The sequence below is a fragment of the Aquitalea sp. FG25 genome (assembly GCF_057809375.1).
In genome coordinates this window covers 106,953-124,243 of sequence record NZ_JBMDJV010000012.1, presented here as the reverse complement: position 1 = coordinate 124,243, position 17,291 = coordinate 106,953, and the positions used below count along the sequence as shown (strand labels likewise).

The following is a 17,291-nucleotide window of genomic DNA, read 5'->3' as shown; positions in this document are numbered from 1 at the left end:
GAATAGGTTCAAGATAACACTCACTTGCCCAACGTCAACAGATGAAAGGATTCGATGTGAGCCAAGATAGCAAGAATGTAATGCCGTTGAATATCGGTGACTGGAAAGCCAAGCTGGGTGGTTACTACCGACTGCGTCATGTGGAGCTGAAGAGCCCGGTCGTTCATAAAATGTTCCAACGCAGCATCCTTCAGGCCATGAAGGAACTGTACTCCCTGATGATTTTCACTCCGTTTGTCATCCCGGAGAAGAGTGGCGAAATCGAAGCGCTGGTATCCAAGGCGCTTGAAACCGGTCACAACCGGCTGGATCAAAAGCTCACCCAGATCAATCACATTCGCAATGACACCAACGCACCTGACGTTGACGGTCATACCCGCACTTACGCCGGCGAAGTCCCCTTCACAACTCCTCAGTCGGTCAGCCTGATCGAACTGTTCATCAAGGCCGACACTTGCCACGAGCTGTACACCTCCATGTGGCTGAATGGCGATGTATCCAACGATGAACGGGCCAAGTTCGAAGAGGAAATCAAGCAGATCCTGCGCAAGCCGATCAACACCGTTCATACCACCTTCCTGCAAATCAACGGTGCGGCCAACAAGCGCCGTAAGGATCTGCCGCCTGAACAGCAAGCCGTCCTGGACGACGCGCTGCAAGAAACCGGCCCGGTATCCAGCGCCGATGAGCAGGCTCATGAAAACGATGCTGATGCAGCAGCAGTTGTATCTGGCCTGTTGGCCAATGCTCCGCAGGCAAATGCCGAAGAAGCAGTACCGGCCTAATTGGCTGCTGCCGGGTAACTAGCAGTCAAGCCATCGAGCGCGTGTGTCGGTATCCCCGCACACGCGCCTTGCTATCCACCTCTCTCTATGATCCCCAATGTCGCTAAACACTGAACAACAGATGGCTGTGGACTCGGATGGCCATACGCTTGTTGTCGCGCCCCCTGGTGCAGGCAAGACCAAGTTGTCCGTCGATAAAATAGAGCGCTTGCTGATCCAGAACCCTGGTTCGCGAGTAGGGGCAGTGACCTTCACGCGAGATTCAGCGGGTGAACTATCTGAACGAATCCGCAAGGTCGTGGGTGACAAGGTTTTCGAAACTCGTGTTGATGTTGGTACGTTTCATGGCCATGCAATTGCTCAGCTTAACAAAGCCGGTAACAAGCCTAAGCTTGTCATGGGCGCTGAGCAGACCAGTCTTGTAAAGCGGGCTATCGTTGCCGCTGATGTGCCTGAACTTAAGGTGGCGGAAGCTCTGCAGATGATTGAGAACACAAAGACATCTTTGGATCTCATCGCAGAATCATTGGTTGCGGAAAGGGTTTTCCACGAATACCAAAAGCTCCTGGCAAAGTATCACTACTGTGATACCAACGATCTGATCCGGATGGCCATGGTAGGTATGCGTGAGAGTAAGGTCCCACCACTCAATGTTGATTATCTGATCATCGACGAATACCAAGATACTGACCAAATACAGTTTTACTGGGCTTTGGAGCACGCAAAGCGTGGCGTCCAGATTACGGTCGTGGGTGATGATGATCAGTCAATCTACGGCTTCCGTCATGCACTCGGCTATGGCGGGATGATGAAGTTCAAGGAGGCAACTGGAGCGACCCAAGTAACTTTGAAGGTCAATTACCGTTGCAAGAAAGAGATCCTTGATTACGCAAGCACACTGATCGAACACAATACCGATCGTGTAGATAAGGAACTGATTGCCGGCCTCGGGACTGGCGGTGCTGTTTTCTGTACACCCTGCAGTGACAGAGATGATGAGTCTTCGAAAATCGCGGATCACATCCTGTCGATGGAAGGCCGGTGGCACGAAGAAGACGAAGTCCAAATGTGGAAAGTGGCACCGAAGTCTATGGTTGTCCTTGCACGAAACAATATCCTTTTACGTGAACTAGCCAACGAGTTGGCTGTTCGTCAAATTGATTACCAGCTTGCTGGAACGCGTGATATATGGTCGCAACCTCCGCTGTCAACGTTGACCCTGGCCCTCAAGTCTCTTAGCGGGAATAAGACAGACGGACTGGAACTTACTCTTGGGGACATTGGCTGGTCAAACGAGCTGATCGACCACATACGGCATACCACCAATGGCAAGTTCTCTCGGCTTAACCGTGTAGGCAAGATTCCAGAGGATGTCGAGCCCGATAAGGTACGGCGGGAGTCTGCGGAAGAACTCTGCCGGATTGCTGACGGTTGGTTACGACTGCTCAAGGATGCGCGAATCCCACAGGTCATCAACTCTGTTGGCGCTTGGATTTCTGGCCAACCACATTACAAGCGGCATGAACGAGAGCGACTTGAAAAAGGCATTTCGACCCTGGCGAATCGTATTCAGGGTTCACTTGCCGGCCGCATCAAATTGGTCACGAAGCGCAAAGACAACTCAACGAAAGATGATGAAGTCGTACGTTTGATGACCATGCATGCGTCCAAAGGCCTTGAGTTTGGCACTGTATGGTGCATGGCTACAGAAGAGGGGGTGTGCCCATCGATAAGTCCAGAAGGTGAGATGTCACCTATCGATGAGGAGCGCCGGCTTGTATACGTTGCTTGGACTAGAGCAAAGCAAAATCTGCACGTTTCCTACGTAGGCAAGCCAAGTATCTTCATTACAGAATCCAAGATGATCGATCTGGTCAAGATCAAGAAAAAATAAAGCGAAGGGAATGACTGATGTCCTTATTCAACCGATCAAAGCAATCCATCCCTGGACTCCGTGCGGCAGTCCACAATACCCAAACTCGTGAGCTGGTAGAAGTACAGTACCCGCGGTTGATTCTGGCCATGGCAGAGGTGCTAGGCGAACGGCAATTGAAGAGCGTAGGGGAGAAGCTAGGCCTGTCCGCAGATGAAGTGAAAGAGGTGATAGAACAGGCATCAGTGTCGTGGAAAGAGGTCATGGATAACACCACTCCCAATGGCTTCGCTGGTGTCACGATGGACCGCGAACTCTTTCTTCCTGGTCTTGAAGACTCGATGGCCGGCCTTACCCGGGAGGAGTACAACGAGAAACTGCGTCAGGGGTATCTTGAGCCGAAAGGTAAGGCGAGGGTGCTCCTCGATCCGGAAGCAGGCCTTGCATCCCTTACCACGTACGTTTATGAGGGGGAGGGCGATCCGGATATGTTGACTGCTCAATCAGTCATCAACAATGGTAAGCCTGGCATGGTGATTAGAACGTTCAGCAATGACGGGATTGTCATTCAAAGTGCTGATGAGATGAATCTTGAAGTGGTAATCAGTGGGTTCGCGAAAAAGATTACGGTAAATGATGATGGCACTGTAACTACGGTTTATGACATGACCGGGCTCAGCCGACTGCCTCCAGAGGAGGATAAGGTCCTTCTTGATATGGATCTTGCGGCAGTAATGCAAGCATAAAAAAAAGCCCCTGCGGGGGCTTTTTTATTGGGCTTCATTCCCAAACTTGTAGGCGTTCTTGATTGCTTCAGGATTTATACCGGTTTCTCGGTCCCAGACTAACAGGCCTGAAAGTACGAGTCGTGAAACACCCCGGTCCATTGCATCATCAATCCGACGCTTGAGGGTGTCAGGTATTTGGCGAGTGAACGAACTGCGAGTAACCACGCGGGTTTTCAGTGTTCCGGGGCCGAGAGCATATTTGAGGCAACGCTTACCATCAATCTTGATTGTGTCAGCTACATGAGCATTGTCATAAGACATCATGATGCGTAGGTCGGAACGAATCGTGTTTTCACTTCCCTGAATTTGCTTTACCAGATCTTTTACGGATACAGGCTTACCAGCTAACTCCATGAACAGTGTTATCTCTTCAATTCGTGCTTCCCGACCTGGTCTCATCTCTCAACTCACGTTTATTTGGGTGTTGAGAAATTCTAAGATGTCCTCTGACTGTTTACACTCGGGAAAAAGGGGTGTAACTCCCCTAATAGAGTATAAAGATATGTAAAGAACCTATATATCAATAGGTTATTGAATCTTTTTCCTCCAAAAAGGGAGTTAAATACCCTCATGTCATTGTATTTGTCATGTGCTGACCAGCATAGGCGATCTGAATGTGACGGCCAGAGCCGAGATTTTCAGTCACTCGGAAGTAAAGACGGAACCACCGGCCGATGCTGACGTGCTTGGTAAATAGGACCGATTCACCATCGACGATGAACTCACGTTCCTTACGCATGCGCTCAATCGCATGGACGCTGTCTGACTCTTCTGCCTTGTAGTTGTTGCCCAGCAGATGGCGAGCCTTCACGTCGCCACCAACAAGAAATGCGGGCAGGTACTCGGTGGCGAGCTTCGTGATGATATCGATTAGATCTAAGGCGTTGATGTCACCACGTTCATACTCACTCACTGAGGCCGTTGCTGAGGGTAGGAACTCAATCTGGTCTCTAAAAAAATCGCCGAGGACATCCAGAGTTCGAACCAAGGATTTGTTCCCTTCAAGCATATTCGATACGCCTTGGCGGATGATGTCTCTGTTGTGTGGGATCTGGACGATGGCCGGCCGTTGAACATTTGATAGACGCTTCTTGAGTTCGACGTTTTCAGCGCGAAGTCTCGACCTTTCTTCGCGAACGGACTGTAGCAGATCAGCTTTGATTTCTAGTTGTCCGTTTGCCGCATGAATCTGCCGAGTGAGTCGATCTACATCATCTTGGCTAATGCCTGGAGATGTTCCACCCGGTTCAAAGAGGCTGATAGGTTCCTCTGAGGGGGAAAGCGCATCCACGGCTGACTTGAGAAGGTCCTGGGCTGGCTGTGTTCTTTTTAGCAAATTCCCTTCAATGACAGCAGCAAAGGATGATGGATCAAGGTGTAAGTCACAGTCAGTATTGAGGAAAAGGTAAGCTTGGGCGGTAACGTTTGCAACTGATTCGATGTTGGAAATGTCAAATTTTCGTAGTGCATCTGCAAGTGCTTTCGATGCGCACTCATCGATGCCCTTTGATCTTGCTAGTTGCCCAATAATAAACTCGATTAAGCCTTGATCTATGTTCGTCTTGCAATCGAATATAGCCTGTACCAGTTGACGGATTTTGGTAAGAAGTTCCAAATACGCGCTGCGATTGAACTCTTGTGCAGAAATTTCTTCCGTGCATTTTTCAATTTCTTTCTGTAAATCGGCAGCTATCTTGGCGAAATCAACTTCAAATTTACACGATTGCAGAATCGCGTCAGATGATGCGTTATCTACAGCATCAATGTATTCGCCGATGCTGGATAAAATCTTCTTCGGCTTGAACCCATCCAATTCAATAATTAATTTGTAGCTATCCAGTGCGTAAAAAGACTGCTTGATAGCGCTTGATGCAAAATGTCTTGCGTGAGGCAGCATCACATCAACAGTTTCGATAAAATCAATAATCGAATTTCTTTTGTCGATTATTGAATCACTGTGCGCGCTATATTGTTTGTCAGTATCCCCTTGGATCAGAGATTTTCCAGTGCCTTCATTAATACCAAATTTGAAATAAGATGAAGGATAGAATTGAAGTGGGTTTGGATGCCACATTTCCGATGTATCTTTACAAAGTACTGATGCACGGCTTTTACAATTCAAAATCTTGTGAGCGTCAGATAATGTTTGAATAATTACCTCGGAAGTATCCCGAATCAGGTCCTTAGATTCATTCAATTTAAACTGCCGCAAGTAACTAAAGCCGCACAATTCGCGATCATCAGTGCAGCCAGCAATAGCTATTCCTTCTTCAAGTGTGTCGCTAAAGTGGTGGATCAACACTTTATCAAGCGTACTGCTCAACAAGTCGTTCGGATATGAGATTCTTGTCTTCGAAGCCTGGATTAGCCGTAAGGTGTTATCCTCGTTGCTTCTATTAAGCATTCGAATGAGTATATCAATGCCATGAAAATCAGGTGTAATTGTCGAAATCGCAAAAAGTGCCCAGCATATGGTTACCAAGTCGTTTATTTCATCTGAGCTTAAATTGCTCTGTTCCAATCTGCTCGATAGATAAGAAAGACCTTCAATGAAGAAAGGCCATTGAGCTGCAAACTTTATCAAATCTTGCTGAGATGCTAGTTGAACTTCAATTGGTAGCTTGTTCAGGATGGTTGCAAGATTAGTAAATATCTCAGATTTTTCTATGGTTTTATCAGTGGCACCGTTTTCTGTTATGTAACCAAGCTTATGCAGAAGAATAAGATGAGGTAGCTGAACTGCCATAGAGAGCAGGTTGTTATCCTTTGTGCCACGAATATTGATTCGGTCTGTAATTGCTTTATATAGCATTGATCCCCATGTGGGGACGCTCATGCTAAAGTACGCAGCGAATGCACCTCTGCTTCTTTTTAATCCTGGAGATAACGGCCCCGCTCCATACCTTTCTATAAAATAGAAAGGGGCAAACTCCTTTTTCGGTATCTTTATTACCAATGCCTCTTCGTAGTTCTCAAATCCATTCAAATTCAAAAGTGCACGTAGTTGCTTACCAGAATATTCTGATGGTGTACCAAGGAAATCGTTACGGTGGTGCATGGTGTTTCTCCGAAAAAGTAACCCTTTTACCCTAATGCAATTAAAGGTCAATTTTTCAGCGAAATCATGAAATATAAAATACCAAGCTTGAGCATAAAATCCCTTGATAATCATCCACTTGAATTTTTTGTCAATCAACTTTGTTACAATAATTTTCAAACACAAAAGCCACCCGAAGGTGGCTTGTGTTTGGATGATGGTTATGAGCCGAAGGCTTCAGCTTTGGCGAATTCAAGGTACTTTAAGCGTTGCTCAAGCGTAAGATAGCGCCACTCGGTGCTTGTGGAATCTGTCAGGAATCCAATTCCGTCGATGATGCGCCAGAAGAGTGTTCGGATAGTTTGATCCTGGATGTGACCAGCAGTTGAGCGAATGGCAACGAAAAAACCACGCAGACCGTCAGTCTTCAGTGTAGGCCGAAGAGTAGAGATGACTACATCGCTAAATGATGGGTCGTTAGAGAGTGCATCCAGTAACTGGTTAGAGATGGTGAGGATTTGTGCTTCCACAGCCTGTATTTCGTCGCGGTTGGTGTCACAAAAAAGCTTGGAAAAGTGTGTTTGATTCAGCATGACATTCTTTCGAGAAGAAGGCATGCACCCAAACGGGACATGCCCGAAGGGGAGGGTAAGTGCGCATGAGTACGCAAGGGAAAAGCAAGATGAATCATTAGATTAGAGGTGAGATGACCAACGGTCAATAGAGAGATAATGCATGGGTCGCTAGTTGTATGAGTATATGGACTGACATATACTGTCTTCTCCTTCTGGACGCGTGTTCGCACACGCATTTACCCCCAGAGACACTTCGTCTCTCTTCTTCCAGCTTCCTTGCTGGATTGAATCTTCCACTCCGGCTACCGCTGGCCTCCTATGCTTTGGCATCGGTGGCCTGGAGTCGTTTATTCATAGCTGTGTGCTTTGCACACTACCCAATGGGTTCTATTCCCATTGGGGATGGAACCCTCTTTTTTTTAGGAGCGTTTCATGCGCATGAAGCAACTTACCGAAAACCTCTTGTGGCTTCCTGGCTTTAGTCCAGAGGAAGATCCTCTTGAAGTGCTTGGTGCAGCAAGTGATGCCAAACAGCAAGTTCAAGTCCGTGACCATGTTGAAGTGGTTGCTGCCGAACAGGCGGTTTCTGTGGCACATAAGCCTGTATCTGAGCCGGTTGAGAAGACTGTTTGGGCAAAACTGCCTTCAGATTTTCTTGGCGCAGTGTCCGGCCTGAAGGCTAAGTTTCAGCATAATGTTGCGGCCATCGAACTCCTCAAGAAACTGCGGGGTGAGAAACGCAAAGCAAATGCTCAAGAAGCACGGACGTTAAGTCTTTACACAGGTTGGGGTGGTTTGCCCCATGTGTTCAATGACAACCCGGATGCAGAGTGGGCTGATGCAGCTCTAAATCTGAAATCCATGTTGAGTGAGCAAGAGTACGCAGCTGCTCGTGCATCTACTTTGAATGCTCACTTCACCCCCGCTGAAGTGGTAGAAGCTATGTGGAAACTGGTTGGCCGTCTTGGCTTCTCCGGTGGACGCATTCTCGACCCCTGCAGTGGTGCTGGATTCTTCCTGGGCCTAATGCCGGAGGAAATCTCTAAAGCTTCCACTGTGTCTGCAGTAGAGCCCGATTCCATCTGTGCAGAAATTCTGCGTTCCATTTACGGGCAGCATGGCGTGAAGGTTAATGAATGCGGTTTTGAAGCGCTGAAGGTTTCTGCAAACCATTATGACCTGACCATCTCCAATGTGCCGTTCGGTGACTATGGCGTGGCAGAGCTTCGCAATGTTCAGTTTGCCAACTTCCGTATCCATGACTACTTCTTTGCTCGCGCAATGGAAGTGACGCGCCCTGGTGGTCTCGTTGTATTCATTACTTCCACTGGCACGATGGATAAGCAGGAATCTGGTGTGCGTCGTTATCTGGCTTCGCAGGCAAAATTCCTGGGTGGTATCCGACTGCCTGGTAACACGTTCGCGAAATCGGCTAACACTTCAATTTCGGCAGACATTCTTGTGTTTCAGAAGCTCGAAGAAGGGGAGTCAACGTTCGACTTTAGCTGGACTGCTAGCTCGTATATGCGTGCTAATACAGTGGTACGTGGTTTCTCTAGCCACACCATTCAGTTGAATTCGTACTGGGTAAACAACCCTGAACATGTCATAGGTGAATTTTCTCTTACTTCGACGCGCTTTGGTGGGCATCAGGTGGTCAGCAAATTTGATGGTGATCTCAGCTTGGCACTGGAAGATGTGATCTCGCATTTTCCTGAGTCGGTCTATGAGCATCGGGTCCGTGAGGTAGATGCAACACCCCCTAGCTCGTTGCTGCATGTGATTCCTGAGGAAGGTATTCGCGCCGGTTATGTATTGCGTGATGGCGTCGTATATGAGTCCGATGGCTTTCAACTCGTCGAGGTCGTCGCGCCGGCAATGCAACTTGGTCGTCTGGCTTCGCTGTGTTCGGTGAAAGAGTCTGCAAGGAAGTTGATTGATGCGCAGGTTCACACTGAAGATGAAACGATCCTGTCTCGTTATCGCCTGGCCCTGAACATTGCTTACGATAACTTCGTCTCCAAGTTCGGCTACATCAATGACAAGATGAATGTTCGTGCTCTGAAGTCTGACTCTGATTTCCCGCTCTTGTTGTCGCTTGAGCACTGGAATGCTGAGACAAATACGGCAGAAAAGGCTGACATCTTCACCCGTACTACCGTACGTGCATTCAAAAAAGTAGATTCTGCTGAGTCAGTAGAGGAAGCGCTGAATGTATGCATGGTCGAATTCGGTCAAGTTGTGCCGGCAAGGATTGCTGAGTTGGTGCGCCAGACTGAAGATGAAGTAACTTCGGAACTTGTAGGAAAGGGTCTTATCTTCCTTTGTCCCGAGAAGTACCAATACGTTCATGCAGCCTACTATCTCAGTGGTCCTGTACGTACAAAGCTGCTTGCAGCTGAGTCCGCAGGCTTCGGTTTTGAGATGAACGTAAAGGCACTGGAGCGAGTAATTCCTGCTGACCTTGGTCCCCATGAAATTTCAGCTCGCATTGGTTCAACCTGGATTCCCTATGTGTACTATTCGCAATTCTTGTCGGACGTGTTCGGCGGGGAAGTGAAGGATCACAAAGTTGTTTACAGCAGTATTGTAGGCTCATGGGATTGTCGTTTCGACTACACCGCGAAATGTTCACACGCTGCTAAAGCAGAATTCGGCACCGCTCGTATCAATGGTGTAGAGCTGTTTATGCATGCACTTAACCAAACGCTGCCAGAAATTAAGGATAAGGATTACAGAACTGGCAACTACGTAATCAACAGACCGGAAACGATTGTTGCTCGTGAGAAACTTGATGCGCTGAAGGGTAAGTTCATTGATTGGGTTTGGAGTGAAGCGGAACGCGCAAGCGCTCTGGTGCGTTGCTACAACGACATCTTCAACAACCAAGTCGATCAAGAATTTGATGGTTCATCACTGACATTCCCGGGTTATACATGGTATGTCACACCTCATAAGCATCAGTTTGATTCGGTATGGCGCATTCTGACATCTAACCGTAACACCCTCCTGGGTCACACAGTTGGTGCTGGAAAAACGCTGACTATGATCATGGCGGCAATGGAAATGCGCCGCATGGGCAAGGCTAGCAAGCCCTTGATCACAGTTCCAAACCACATGCTGTACCAAGTTGGTGCGGAATTCCTTCAGGCCTACCCGAGCGCAAGAATTCTTCTTGCAAGTAAAGATGACCTTGTAGGTGACAAGCGCCGCGTGATGCTCTCACGTATTGCTACAGGTGATTGGGATTGCGTGATCATTACGCATAGTTCATTTGAACGTATTCCCTTGTCGCCTGAGCGGACTGCCGCGCAAATTAATGATCAGATTCAATTGCTTGAAAATGAAAAGTCAACATTGTATGGTGATTCTCGTTCCAATAAGATTGTCAAAGAGTTGGAAAGAGCAAAAACCGGTTTGAAGGCTCGTCTTACGAAGCTATCTGCCCAATCAAAAAAGGATGATGTTTTGTTCTTTGAAGATTTGGGAATTGATATGTTGCAGGTTGACGAAGCTCATCTGTTCAAAAATTTGCACAAAATCACGAAGATGGTAAGGGTGGCCGGTTTGCCTTTATCAAAATCGCAACGAGCATTTGATATGTACGGCAAAGTCGAATATATCAATGATATGCACGATGGTATGTCCGGTGTTGTATTTGCTACCGGAACACATGTTTCCAATTCAATGGCCGAGATGTGGGTTATGCAGAAGTACTTGCAGAATCACACGTTGAAACGTATGAACATGGAGACCTTTGATTCTTGGGCAGCTAACTTCGGAGAGGCAGTTACATCTCTTGAATTGTCACCTGATGGTCAGGGTTATCGTATGCAAACTCGATTTGCACGCTTTGTGAACCTGCCGGAACTTCTGGGTATGTTTAATGAAGTGGCAGATATCCGTACTCGCGAGATGTTGAACCTGCCTACGCCGGATGTTGAACGTATCTCTGTGGTTGTGGAGTCTAATGATGTGCTGAAGTCCGTTGTGGCAAACCTTGTAGAGCGTTACGAGAGGATTCGTAGCGGTGGTGTACGCCCAGAGGACGACAATGCATTGAAGATTACCGGTGATGGCCGCAAGGCCGCATTGGATTTGCGCCTAGTAGGCCGTGAGGCCCCTAAAGGTGTGGCAACAAAGATCACCAGCTGTGCGGATAAGGTTTGGCAAGAGTATTCCTCTTCGACAGACATTCTCGGTACTCAGCTAGTTTTCTGTGACCAAGGAACTCCGACAGGTAGTTCTATTTTCAACGTCTATGACGCGCTGCGTGACCAGTTGGTTGCAAAGGGTATCCCAGACGAAGAAATTGCCTATATCCACAACTACGATACTGATGCTGCGAAGGCTAATCTTTTTAAGGCAGTTCGTGCTGGTGTGATCCGTGTTTTGATTGGCTCTACCCAGATGTGCGGAGTAGGGACCAATGTACAGACCCGAATGGTAGCTATCCATCACCTTGACGCTCCATGGCGTCCTGCTGATTTGGAGCAACGCGACGGCCGCGGTATTCGTCAGGGCAATATGAATCTGAAGATTCGTATCTACACTTACATCACTGAGGGTTCTTTCGATAGTTACATATTCCAGTGCCTTGAAACCAAGGCTCGTTTCATTGCTCAGGTTTCTTCCGGCAAAACTGGGTTGCGTACTGTTGAAGATGTTACGTTGGCCACACTGACCTATGCTGAAGTTAAGGCGTTGGCGTCAGGTAACCCGCTGGTGCTTGAGAAGGCCGGTATTGATGCTGAGCTTGCAAAACTGTCTCTGGTTTACAGCGATTGGAAGCGTTCTCAGTGTGAGTTGAAGTACAGCTTGATTGAGATCCCTCGCCAGATTGAACGTCATGTGGCCCACGTCGTTGCGATGAAGGAAGATTTGTCCGCTTGGGAAGCAGTATCAGGCAAGCCGATCACCTTTAATCTGAATGGCGTTCACTTTGGAGCAGTTGAGGGTGGCAAACAAATTCAGCGAATGACGGCAAACCTGCAGTTTGGTGAGTCTCGACCGGTAGGTACTGTTGCTGGGTTTGTAATCACCGCTGGGCTTGGTCGTGAAAATACCAAGCGCCTTCGGGTGAATGGTAAGCACGCTTACTCAGAAGAAATGGGCAGTAGTGGCAAGTCCGCCGTAGAGGCATTTGTTTCTATGATGGATGGTATTCGCGAACTTATCGTGAGCAAAAATCGCCTAATCGCTCTTTATGAAACACAGTTGAAGGATGTCGAGGCTAACATTGACAGACCATTCGATAAGATGGACCGATTGCAGCATCTGGAACAGCGTCAAGCTGAACTGGACAATGCTCTTGATTTGTCGAAGTCTGATGTTCAGTCGGTTGATGCAGCAAACGACGAAACAGCTGTTTCGGATGTCGAAGCAGCTTAAACAATCCCCCTATGTTGCCTTTTGGCACATAGGGGGTTTTTCTTTTAAATAGTCATTGCAAAGCGACAACAGCGGGATTATTATTTGGGCTCTTGTTAAGCCTTTGCGCTTACCTCTAGCTGCCTCGCAGCATTTACCTTTATCTCCCTCCGGGTTGAGATTCCTCGTTTTGGCGTAATAGCGCCTGTCCCGGTCCTTGTGACCTTGATGTGTCTTTGACACAACCTGCCCTTGTGGCATTCCTCATGACAACTAAGACCTTCGGGCATTGTTATGCGTGATCCTGCGAAATGGACTACCCCTTTCCCTTTTCCGACCCGTCCTTGACAGACCTGGGTTGACGCATTGGGCAGTACCGTTGCTTGGCAACGGTCAGTATTCGGTGACAGGTATCTAACCTTGTTACAACCGGCTTACGCCGGGAATCTTCAGCAATAATGCTGATGCAACCTTCACCCATTGGGGACTATCCCTAGTGGGATAGTCATCTTGTTGGGATTATTTACAGGAGACTATATGAAGGAAAATCGTAAATTAAAATTCCACTTTGGAATTCAAAAAGAGAATGCTAAGTTGATTCTTGGCAGTAGTGGCAGTTTAACTATCCTTGGTGCTATGCTTAAGGGCACATATGGGACATTCTTAATCGCTACGGCGAGTATATTGCTAGTGTTGTTTTTCTGCGCAATGATATTCACGTTCGATTATGAGGCTACATTTAATGGAAAAAATGAACGTCCTTCTAGTGATGGTAAACATCGCTCTAATGGTGATCATTAGTCTACTAGGTATTGATGATAGTAAATCGGAATAGGCGAGTCTTCGGACTCGCCTTTCCTTTTGTGGCAGTGCACACAGTTAATAAAGTATATGGGAATTAGAAAAATTTAACTTTATGTATTGATTTTTTTTTATTCAATCAGTACCATGAAGTCACATTCTTGCCTCTGGCCTGAGCTGACAGTCATCAGCATTTATCTATATCTCCCTTCGGGTTGAGATTCTTTGTTTCGGCGTAATAGCGCCTGTCTCGGTCCCTTGTGACCTCGATGTGTCTATCGACACTACCAGCCCTTGTGGCATTCCTCATAGCAACTAAGACCTCCGGGCATTGTTATGCGTGATCCTGCGTAATGGACTACCTTCTACCCTTTTCCGACCCGTCCTCGACAGACCTGGGTTGATGCATTGGGCAGTACCGTTGCATGGCAACGGTCAGTTGATTTCACTGGGATATGATCCTGGTGCTTTTGTTCACTGCTGTACCTTTCGACCTATAGGGGTGTGTTTCTGGCCCTGAAGGTCAGAGGCCACCCCATTTTTTTTGAGGTCCTCCAAATTTACCAAGTGACTTGATCACGAAAAAGGCTCCCTTATAAGGGAGCTTTTTTTATGCACACTCGCAAATTTGTACTATGTATGGATTTGTAAAGAGCCATCAGAATCAATGACATCAGTCCAATACTAACAGGACCAAAGTATTCAAATTAGGGGTTGCAAACTAAAACAACCTCGGGCAGAATCAAGACTCTTCTTGTGGATTCTTCCACTGGCGATTTGCTTCGCATTTACCCAATTAGGCTTCGGCTTAATCCTCTTCAGCAATGAAGAGTCTGCTTCTCCTTTGACCCCCTGTCTTCTACTAGCTAACGCAAGCACAGCTTGCCGTTATCTTTTGGCATGGACTTCAAATCTTTACATAAATTAACCCGTGTATGGCAATTGTTAGCTCAAGAGTTGACTTGCCTTCCTGATCTTCTGGGGTATTATTCCCCGGCGATTGGATATTAACCTTCCTTATGGAGATTTATAAAATGCGCAATTCCAAAAAAGTAGCATCCGTTATCGCCCTGGCCCTGGTTGCAATTTCCGCTACTGCGGGTGCTACCGAACTGGGTAATTTCGGTGTAGGTGTCAACGTAGGTACTCAAGGCCTGGGTATCGAGGCGACCAAGTCGATTCTGCCTGAAACCCTGAATGCTCGTGTTGGCGTGTATGGTGGTAGCTACAATACCTCCAAGACGACCGACTCGATCAACTACGATTACGGCATCAAGCTGTTCAATGCCGGCGTATTTGCTGACTATTACCCGTTCCATAACAGCTTCCGTCTGTCCGCCGGTATCATCGATAACGGTAACAAGGCCAACGTGAATGCCAATTCCAATGGTTCCGGTAATATCACGGTCAATGGCAACAACTACAGCACCAGTGATCTGACCTCCATCCATGGCGACGTGAAGTACAAGACCATTGCCCCGTACCTGGGCATTGGTGGTGGCAACACTGCTTCCGTAAAGCAGGGGTTCACTTTCACCTGGGATGTTGGCGTGATCTTCACCGGTTCCCCGACCGTTAACCTGTCCGCTAATTGCGGTGCTTCCACTTCGGCTGCAACTTGCTCGGCAATCCAGAGCGATGTTGCTGCTGAACGTACCAAGCTGAACAACGACGTGAGCAGCTACAAGTACTGGCCGGTCATCAAGATCGGTGTCGGTTACGCTTTCTAAGTAACTGGCCTCCGCCGTAAAAAATAGCAACCCTTCGGGGTTGCTTTTTTTTCAAGGAATTGTTATGAATGCTTTTTTAAAGATATTTTCGCTGCTGCTGTATCCTATCGTGATCGTAATGGATGTTCTTGCAGCATTCTGTCTTGGACTTTGTGGCTATGAGTACAAAGTCTCTTACCTAACCGGGGCCCGGGAAGTTATCCTCAGAAAAATACCTGATCCCGATCATCGTGATGATGATTTGAATGAATAAAGCCCGCATATGCGGGCTTTTTCAATTTTAGGGCCAATCAATGGCCGTATTCTTTCTCTGGAGGGTTGCAGTCAACGTAGGGAATGACGCCCAACTTCACGTAACTTTGATTGGCCATCACGGTTTGTGTCAGATAGGCCAATTGCATGTTTTCATCGCTTTCGTATTCAGACGACCAAACGCCTTTTGCTTCTAGCTTGGCTTGATTTGCAGTTAGCCATGTGCGCCTTTTCTTGATCTGTGCAATCTGATCGTCTGTAAGTGATGCTTTGGCAACGTATACCTCCCACCCAACGACCCCGTCATCGGTAGTGCCGGATATTGGTAAAGGCTGTTTGATTTCGTATTGGTATGGCATTCCGGAATCAAAACGCTGTGTAGGAGGGTAGGTTCCTCCTGCAGTGAACTGTGTCCATGCATTACTCATAGAGAAGTAATAAGCAACGTTTTGGCTTTGTGACCCAATGGCCATCCATACTACGCCTAGCCGCCCCTGATCCTCTCCGCTGAGAATGTTAATGTCGATCATTGGTGTTGTGGTAGAGCAGTAAACGTTGTATCCGGTTGTACCGACCGGATCTACCTCAGGGTAGAGTGTGTAGTCTGCCTTTGCTGTAGCGGAACAAATGCCGAATACAATTCCTGCTATAAGAAGTAACTTTTTCATCGGAGCCTCAAATTTTCAATGTCCGTTTTTGTACGGATTGTGGGCGCAACTAGGGCGTTTGGCCGAAATCAGAATTTCACTGATCTGGTGGGTAAGCTGAGGTAAGGCGTCAATAATGACTATGCCGAAGCACACTCGCAACGCTAACAATTCATGCCTGGGTTGTCAAACAACTGTTGCGGTCACAAAGACCTAAGCTTAAAATAATCAAGTTTCCCCCTCTGTAACCATTCGGTTGCATTTACCTGCCCCTGCGGTCTAACACCGTATGGGTGCTAGACCGCTTTATTCTTAGGAGTAAAGTATGTCTATCTCTTCTCAACTAGTCTCCGCAATCCTTAAAAAAATGAGAGCCATTGTGACCGAGAAGGCTCCAAGTGCGCTCTCGTATCCCAAGGCTTTTGATTTCATTCAAGGACAGATGGAGCAGGTGGCTTGCCCCGGGATGATTTTTGCATGGGCAGCAGGTTCCACGATCAATGATGTTATCCCCTTAGGGATTGATCGTGACTCGAACAACCTGATTGATGCATTTCTCAACTGCAGTAGCCATGATGTTTTTCATGTGATCACCATAACTGGCACGGGTGAGAGTAACTTCAGTATCAATCAAGTTACACGAGACCAATACGCAGCATTGAAAATCACGAAGGTGGAATACACAAGCGAACGCACTGGTCTTCACCAACCTTCTGCTCGATCAACCAACTTCTGGTTGCTGAAAGACGGTAACCGTGTGGGTCATATCAATGTTGAAAATCTGGGCCGAAATGGCAAAGGCCACATTGAGCACAACTACACCATAACTCCGGTTTCCGGGATTGGCGAGGTGGACACTTATGCACTCAAGCGCTGGGCATTCCGTACTGCCGAGGTTGACTGCGGCACCTTGTTCTGCGTAGGTGATATTAGCTGGAATCCTGCGGTGAACATTTTAGCCAAAGCTGCTTGAAGCAGGGGGGTATATGCGCATCCTTGCTAATGGTAAGCAACTTCTTACAGGTGATGGTTCTGTTTGTTCTTTGTTCCATCACCTTTCTGGAAGGGGTGATAGTCTTCTTTCAGAAAATCTGGAAGATCTGATTGAGGGATTCAATCAAATATCCTCTTCGCCTGTAAGGGTTGGCGATTTTATTGACCTTGTGAGTGATGAGTCCGGTGTGATTTGCAAGTCATGGGTAGGTTGTTACCAAAACAGCCCGCACCTGGTCTTGTGGAGGAACTATTACGTCCTCACCGATCCATCCAGCAATCCGCCGAAGTGGTCGCATTGCCGTTTGGTGGCCAGCGACCCTCCGACTTCGACATGTGAAGAGTTTTTTTACTTTGCTACTGAGCTTTATGAGATTCACAAGGTTCCGGCTAGTAAGGTCGATCATCTCGTTCGCAATACACCTGCATTTCATTAACCC

13 protein-coding genes are annotated in these 17,291 nt (G+C 47.4%); 9 read left to right on the top strand and 4 right to left on the bottom strand.

The genetic code is table 11. From position 1 onward, the window contains the following. Positions 1-56: 56 nt before the first annotated feature. From ACODR9_RS12610 to ACODR9_RS12600, 3 genes are all read left to right on the top strand, one after another. On the top strand, positions 57-785 hold the full coding sequence (locus tag ACODR9_RS12610) for a hypothetical protein (protein ID WP_488809667.1): 729 nt from the start codon (positions 57-59) through the stop codon (positions 783-785). Between the two features lie 97 nt (positions 786-882). After that, a complete protein-coding gene (locus ACODR9_RS12605; protein ID WP_488809666.1) occupies positions 883-2,679 on the top strand; it encodes an ATP-dependent helicase in 1,797 nt (598 codons plus the stop codon). Between the two features lie 17 nt (positions 2,680-2,696). After that, positions 2,697-3,404 carry a hypothetical protein gene (locus ACODR9_RS12600; RefSeq protein ID WP_488809664.1) on the top strand — a complete coding sequence of 236 codons (708 nt, stop codon included), beginning with the start codon at positions 2,697-2,699 and terminating at the stop codon, positions 3,402-3,404. A 24-nt stretch (positions 3,405-3,428) separates the two neighbouring features. On the opposite strand, the gene ACODR9_RS12595 is transcribed toward ACODR9_RS12600, so the two are convergent. The 3 genes from ACODR9_RS12595 to ACODR9_RS12585 form a co-directional block, all read right to left on the bottom strand. Continuing rightward, positions 3,429-3,800, bottom strand: coding sequence for a hypothetical protein (locus tag ACODR9_RS12595; RefSeq protein ID WP_488809663.1), 372 nt, complete (start codon positions 3,798-3,800; stop codon positions 3,429-3,431). A 214-nt stretch (positions 3,801-4,014) separates the two neighbouring features. Next, complete coding sequence (locus ACODR9_RS12590) at positions 4,015-6,663, bottom strand: hypothetical protein (protein WP_488809662.1); 2,649 nt, start codon at positions 6,661-6,663, stop codon at positions 4,015-4,017. Positions 6,664-6,704: 41 nt separating this feature from the next. Then, a complete protein-coding gene (locus tag ACODR9_RS12585; protein WP_488809660.1) occupies positions 6,705-7,076 on the bottom strand; it encodes a hypothetical protein in 372 nt (123 codons plus the stop codon). Positions 7,077-7,490: 414 nt separating this feature from the next. On the opposite strand from ACODR9_RS12585, the gene ACODR9_RS12580 reads away from it, so the two are divergent. From ACODR9_RS12580 to ACODR9_RS12565, 4 genes are all read left to right on the top strand, one after another. Beyond that, on the top strand, positions 7,491-12,449 hold the full coding sequence (locus ACODR9_RS12580) for an N-6 DNA methylase (RefSeq protein WP_488809658.1): 4,959 nt from the start codon (positions 7,491-7,493) through the stop codon (positions 12,447-12,449). Positions 12,450-12,965: 516 nt separating this feature from the next. Beyond that, positions 12,966-13,229 carry a hypothetical protein gene (locus ACODR9_RS12575; RefSeq protein ID WP_488809657.1) on the top strand — a complete coding sequence of 88 codons (264 nt, stop codon included), beginning with the start codon at positions 12,966-12,968 and terminating at the stop codon, positions 13,227-13,229. A gap of 1,034 nt (positions 13,230-14,263) precedes the next feature. Further along, positions 14,264-14,959 carry a hypothetical protein gene (locus ACODR9_RS12570; RefSeq protein WP_488809656.1) on the top strand — a complete coding sequence of 232 codons (696 nt, stop codon included), beginning with the start codon at positions 14,264-14,266 and terminating at the stop codon, positions 14,957-14,959. A 64-nt stretch (positions 14,960-15,023) separates the two neighbouring features. Next, positions 15,024-15,212: a hypothetical protein gene (locus ACODR9_RS12565; protein WP_488809655.1), complete on the top strand. Its 189-nt coding sequence runs from the start codon at positions 15,024-15,026 to the stop codon at positions 15,210-15,212. Between the two features lie 37 nt (positions 15,213-15,249). Here the strand turns inward: ACODR9_RS12565 and ACODR9_RS12560 are convergent, their stop codons facing one another. Further along, positions 15,250-15,879, bottom strand: a complete 630-nt coding sequence (locus ACODR9_RS12560; protein WP_488809654.1) for a hypothetical protein — start codon at positions 15,877-15,879, stop codon at positions 15,250-15,252. A 304-nt stretch (positions 15,880-16,183) separates the two neighbouring features. Between ACODR9_RS12560 and ACODR9_RS12555 the strand changes: the two genes are divergently transcribed. Further along, the gene (locus ACODR9_RS12555; RefSeq protein WP_488809652.1) at positions 16,184-16,831 is read left to right on the top strand and encodes a hypothetical protein; all 648 of its coding nucleotides are present in this window, start codon (positions 16,184-16,186) and stop codon (positions 16,829-16,831) included. 13 nt (positions 16,832-16,844) lie between these two features. Further along, a complete protein-coding gene (locus ACODR9_RS12550) occupies positions 16,845-17,288 on the top strand; it encodes a hypothetical protein (protein WP_488809650.1) in 444 nt (147 codons plus the stop codon). The last annotated feature ends 3 nt before the right edge of the window (positions 17,289-17,291 follow it).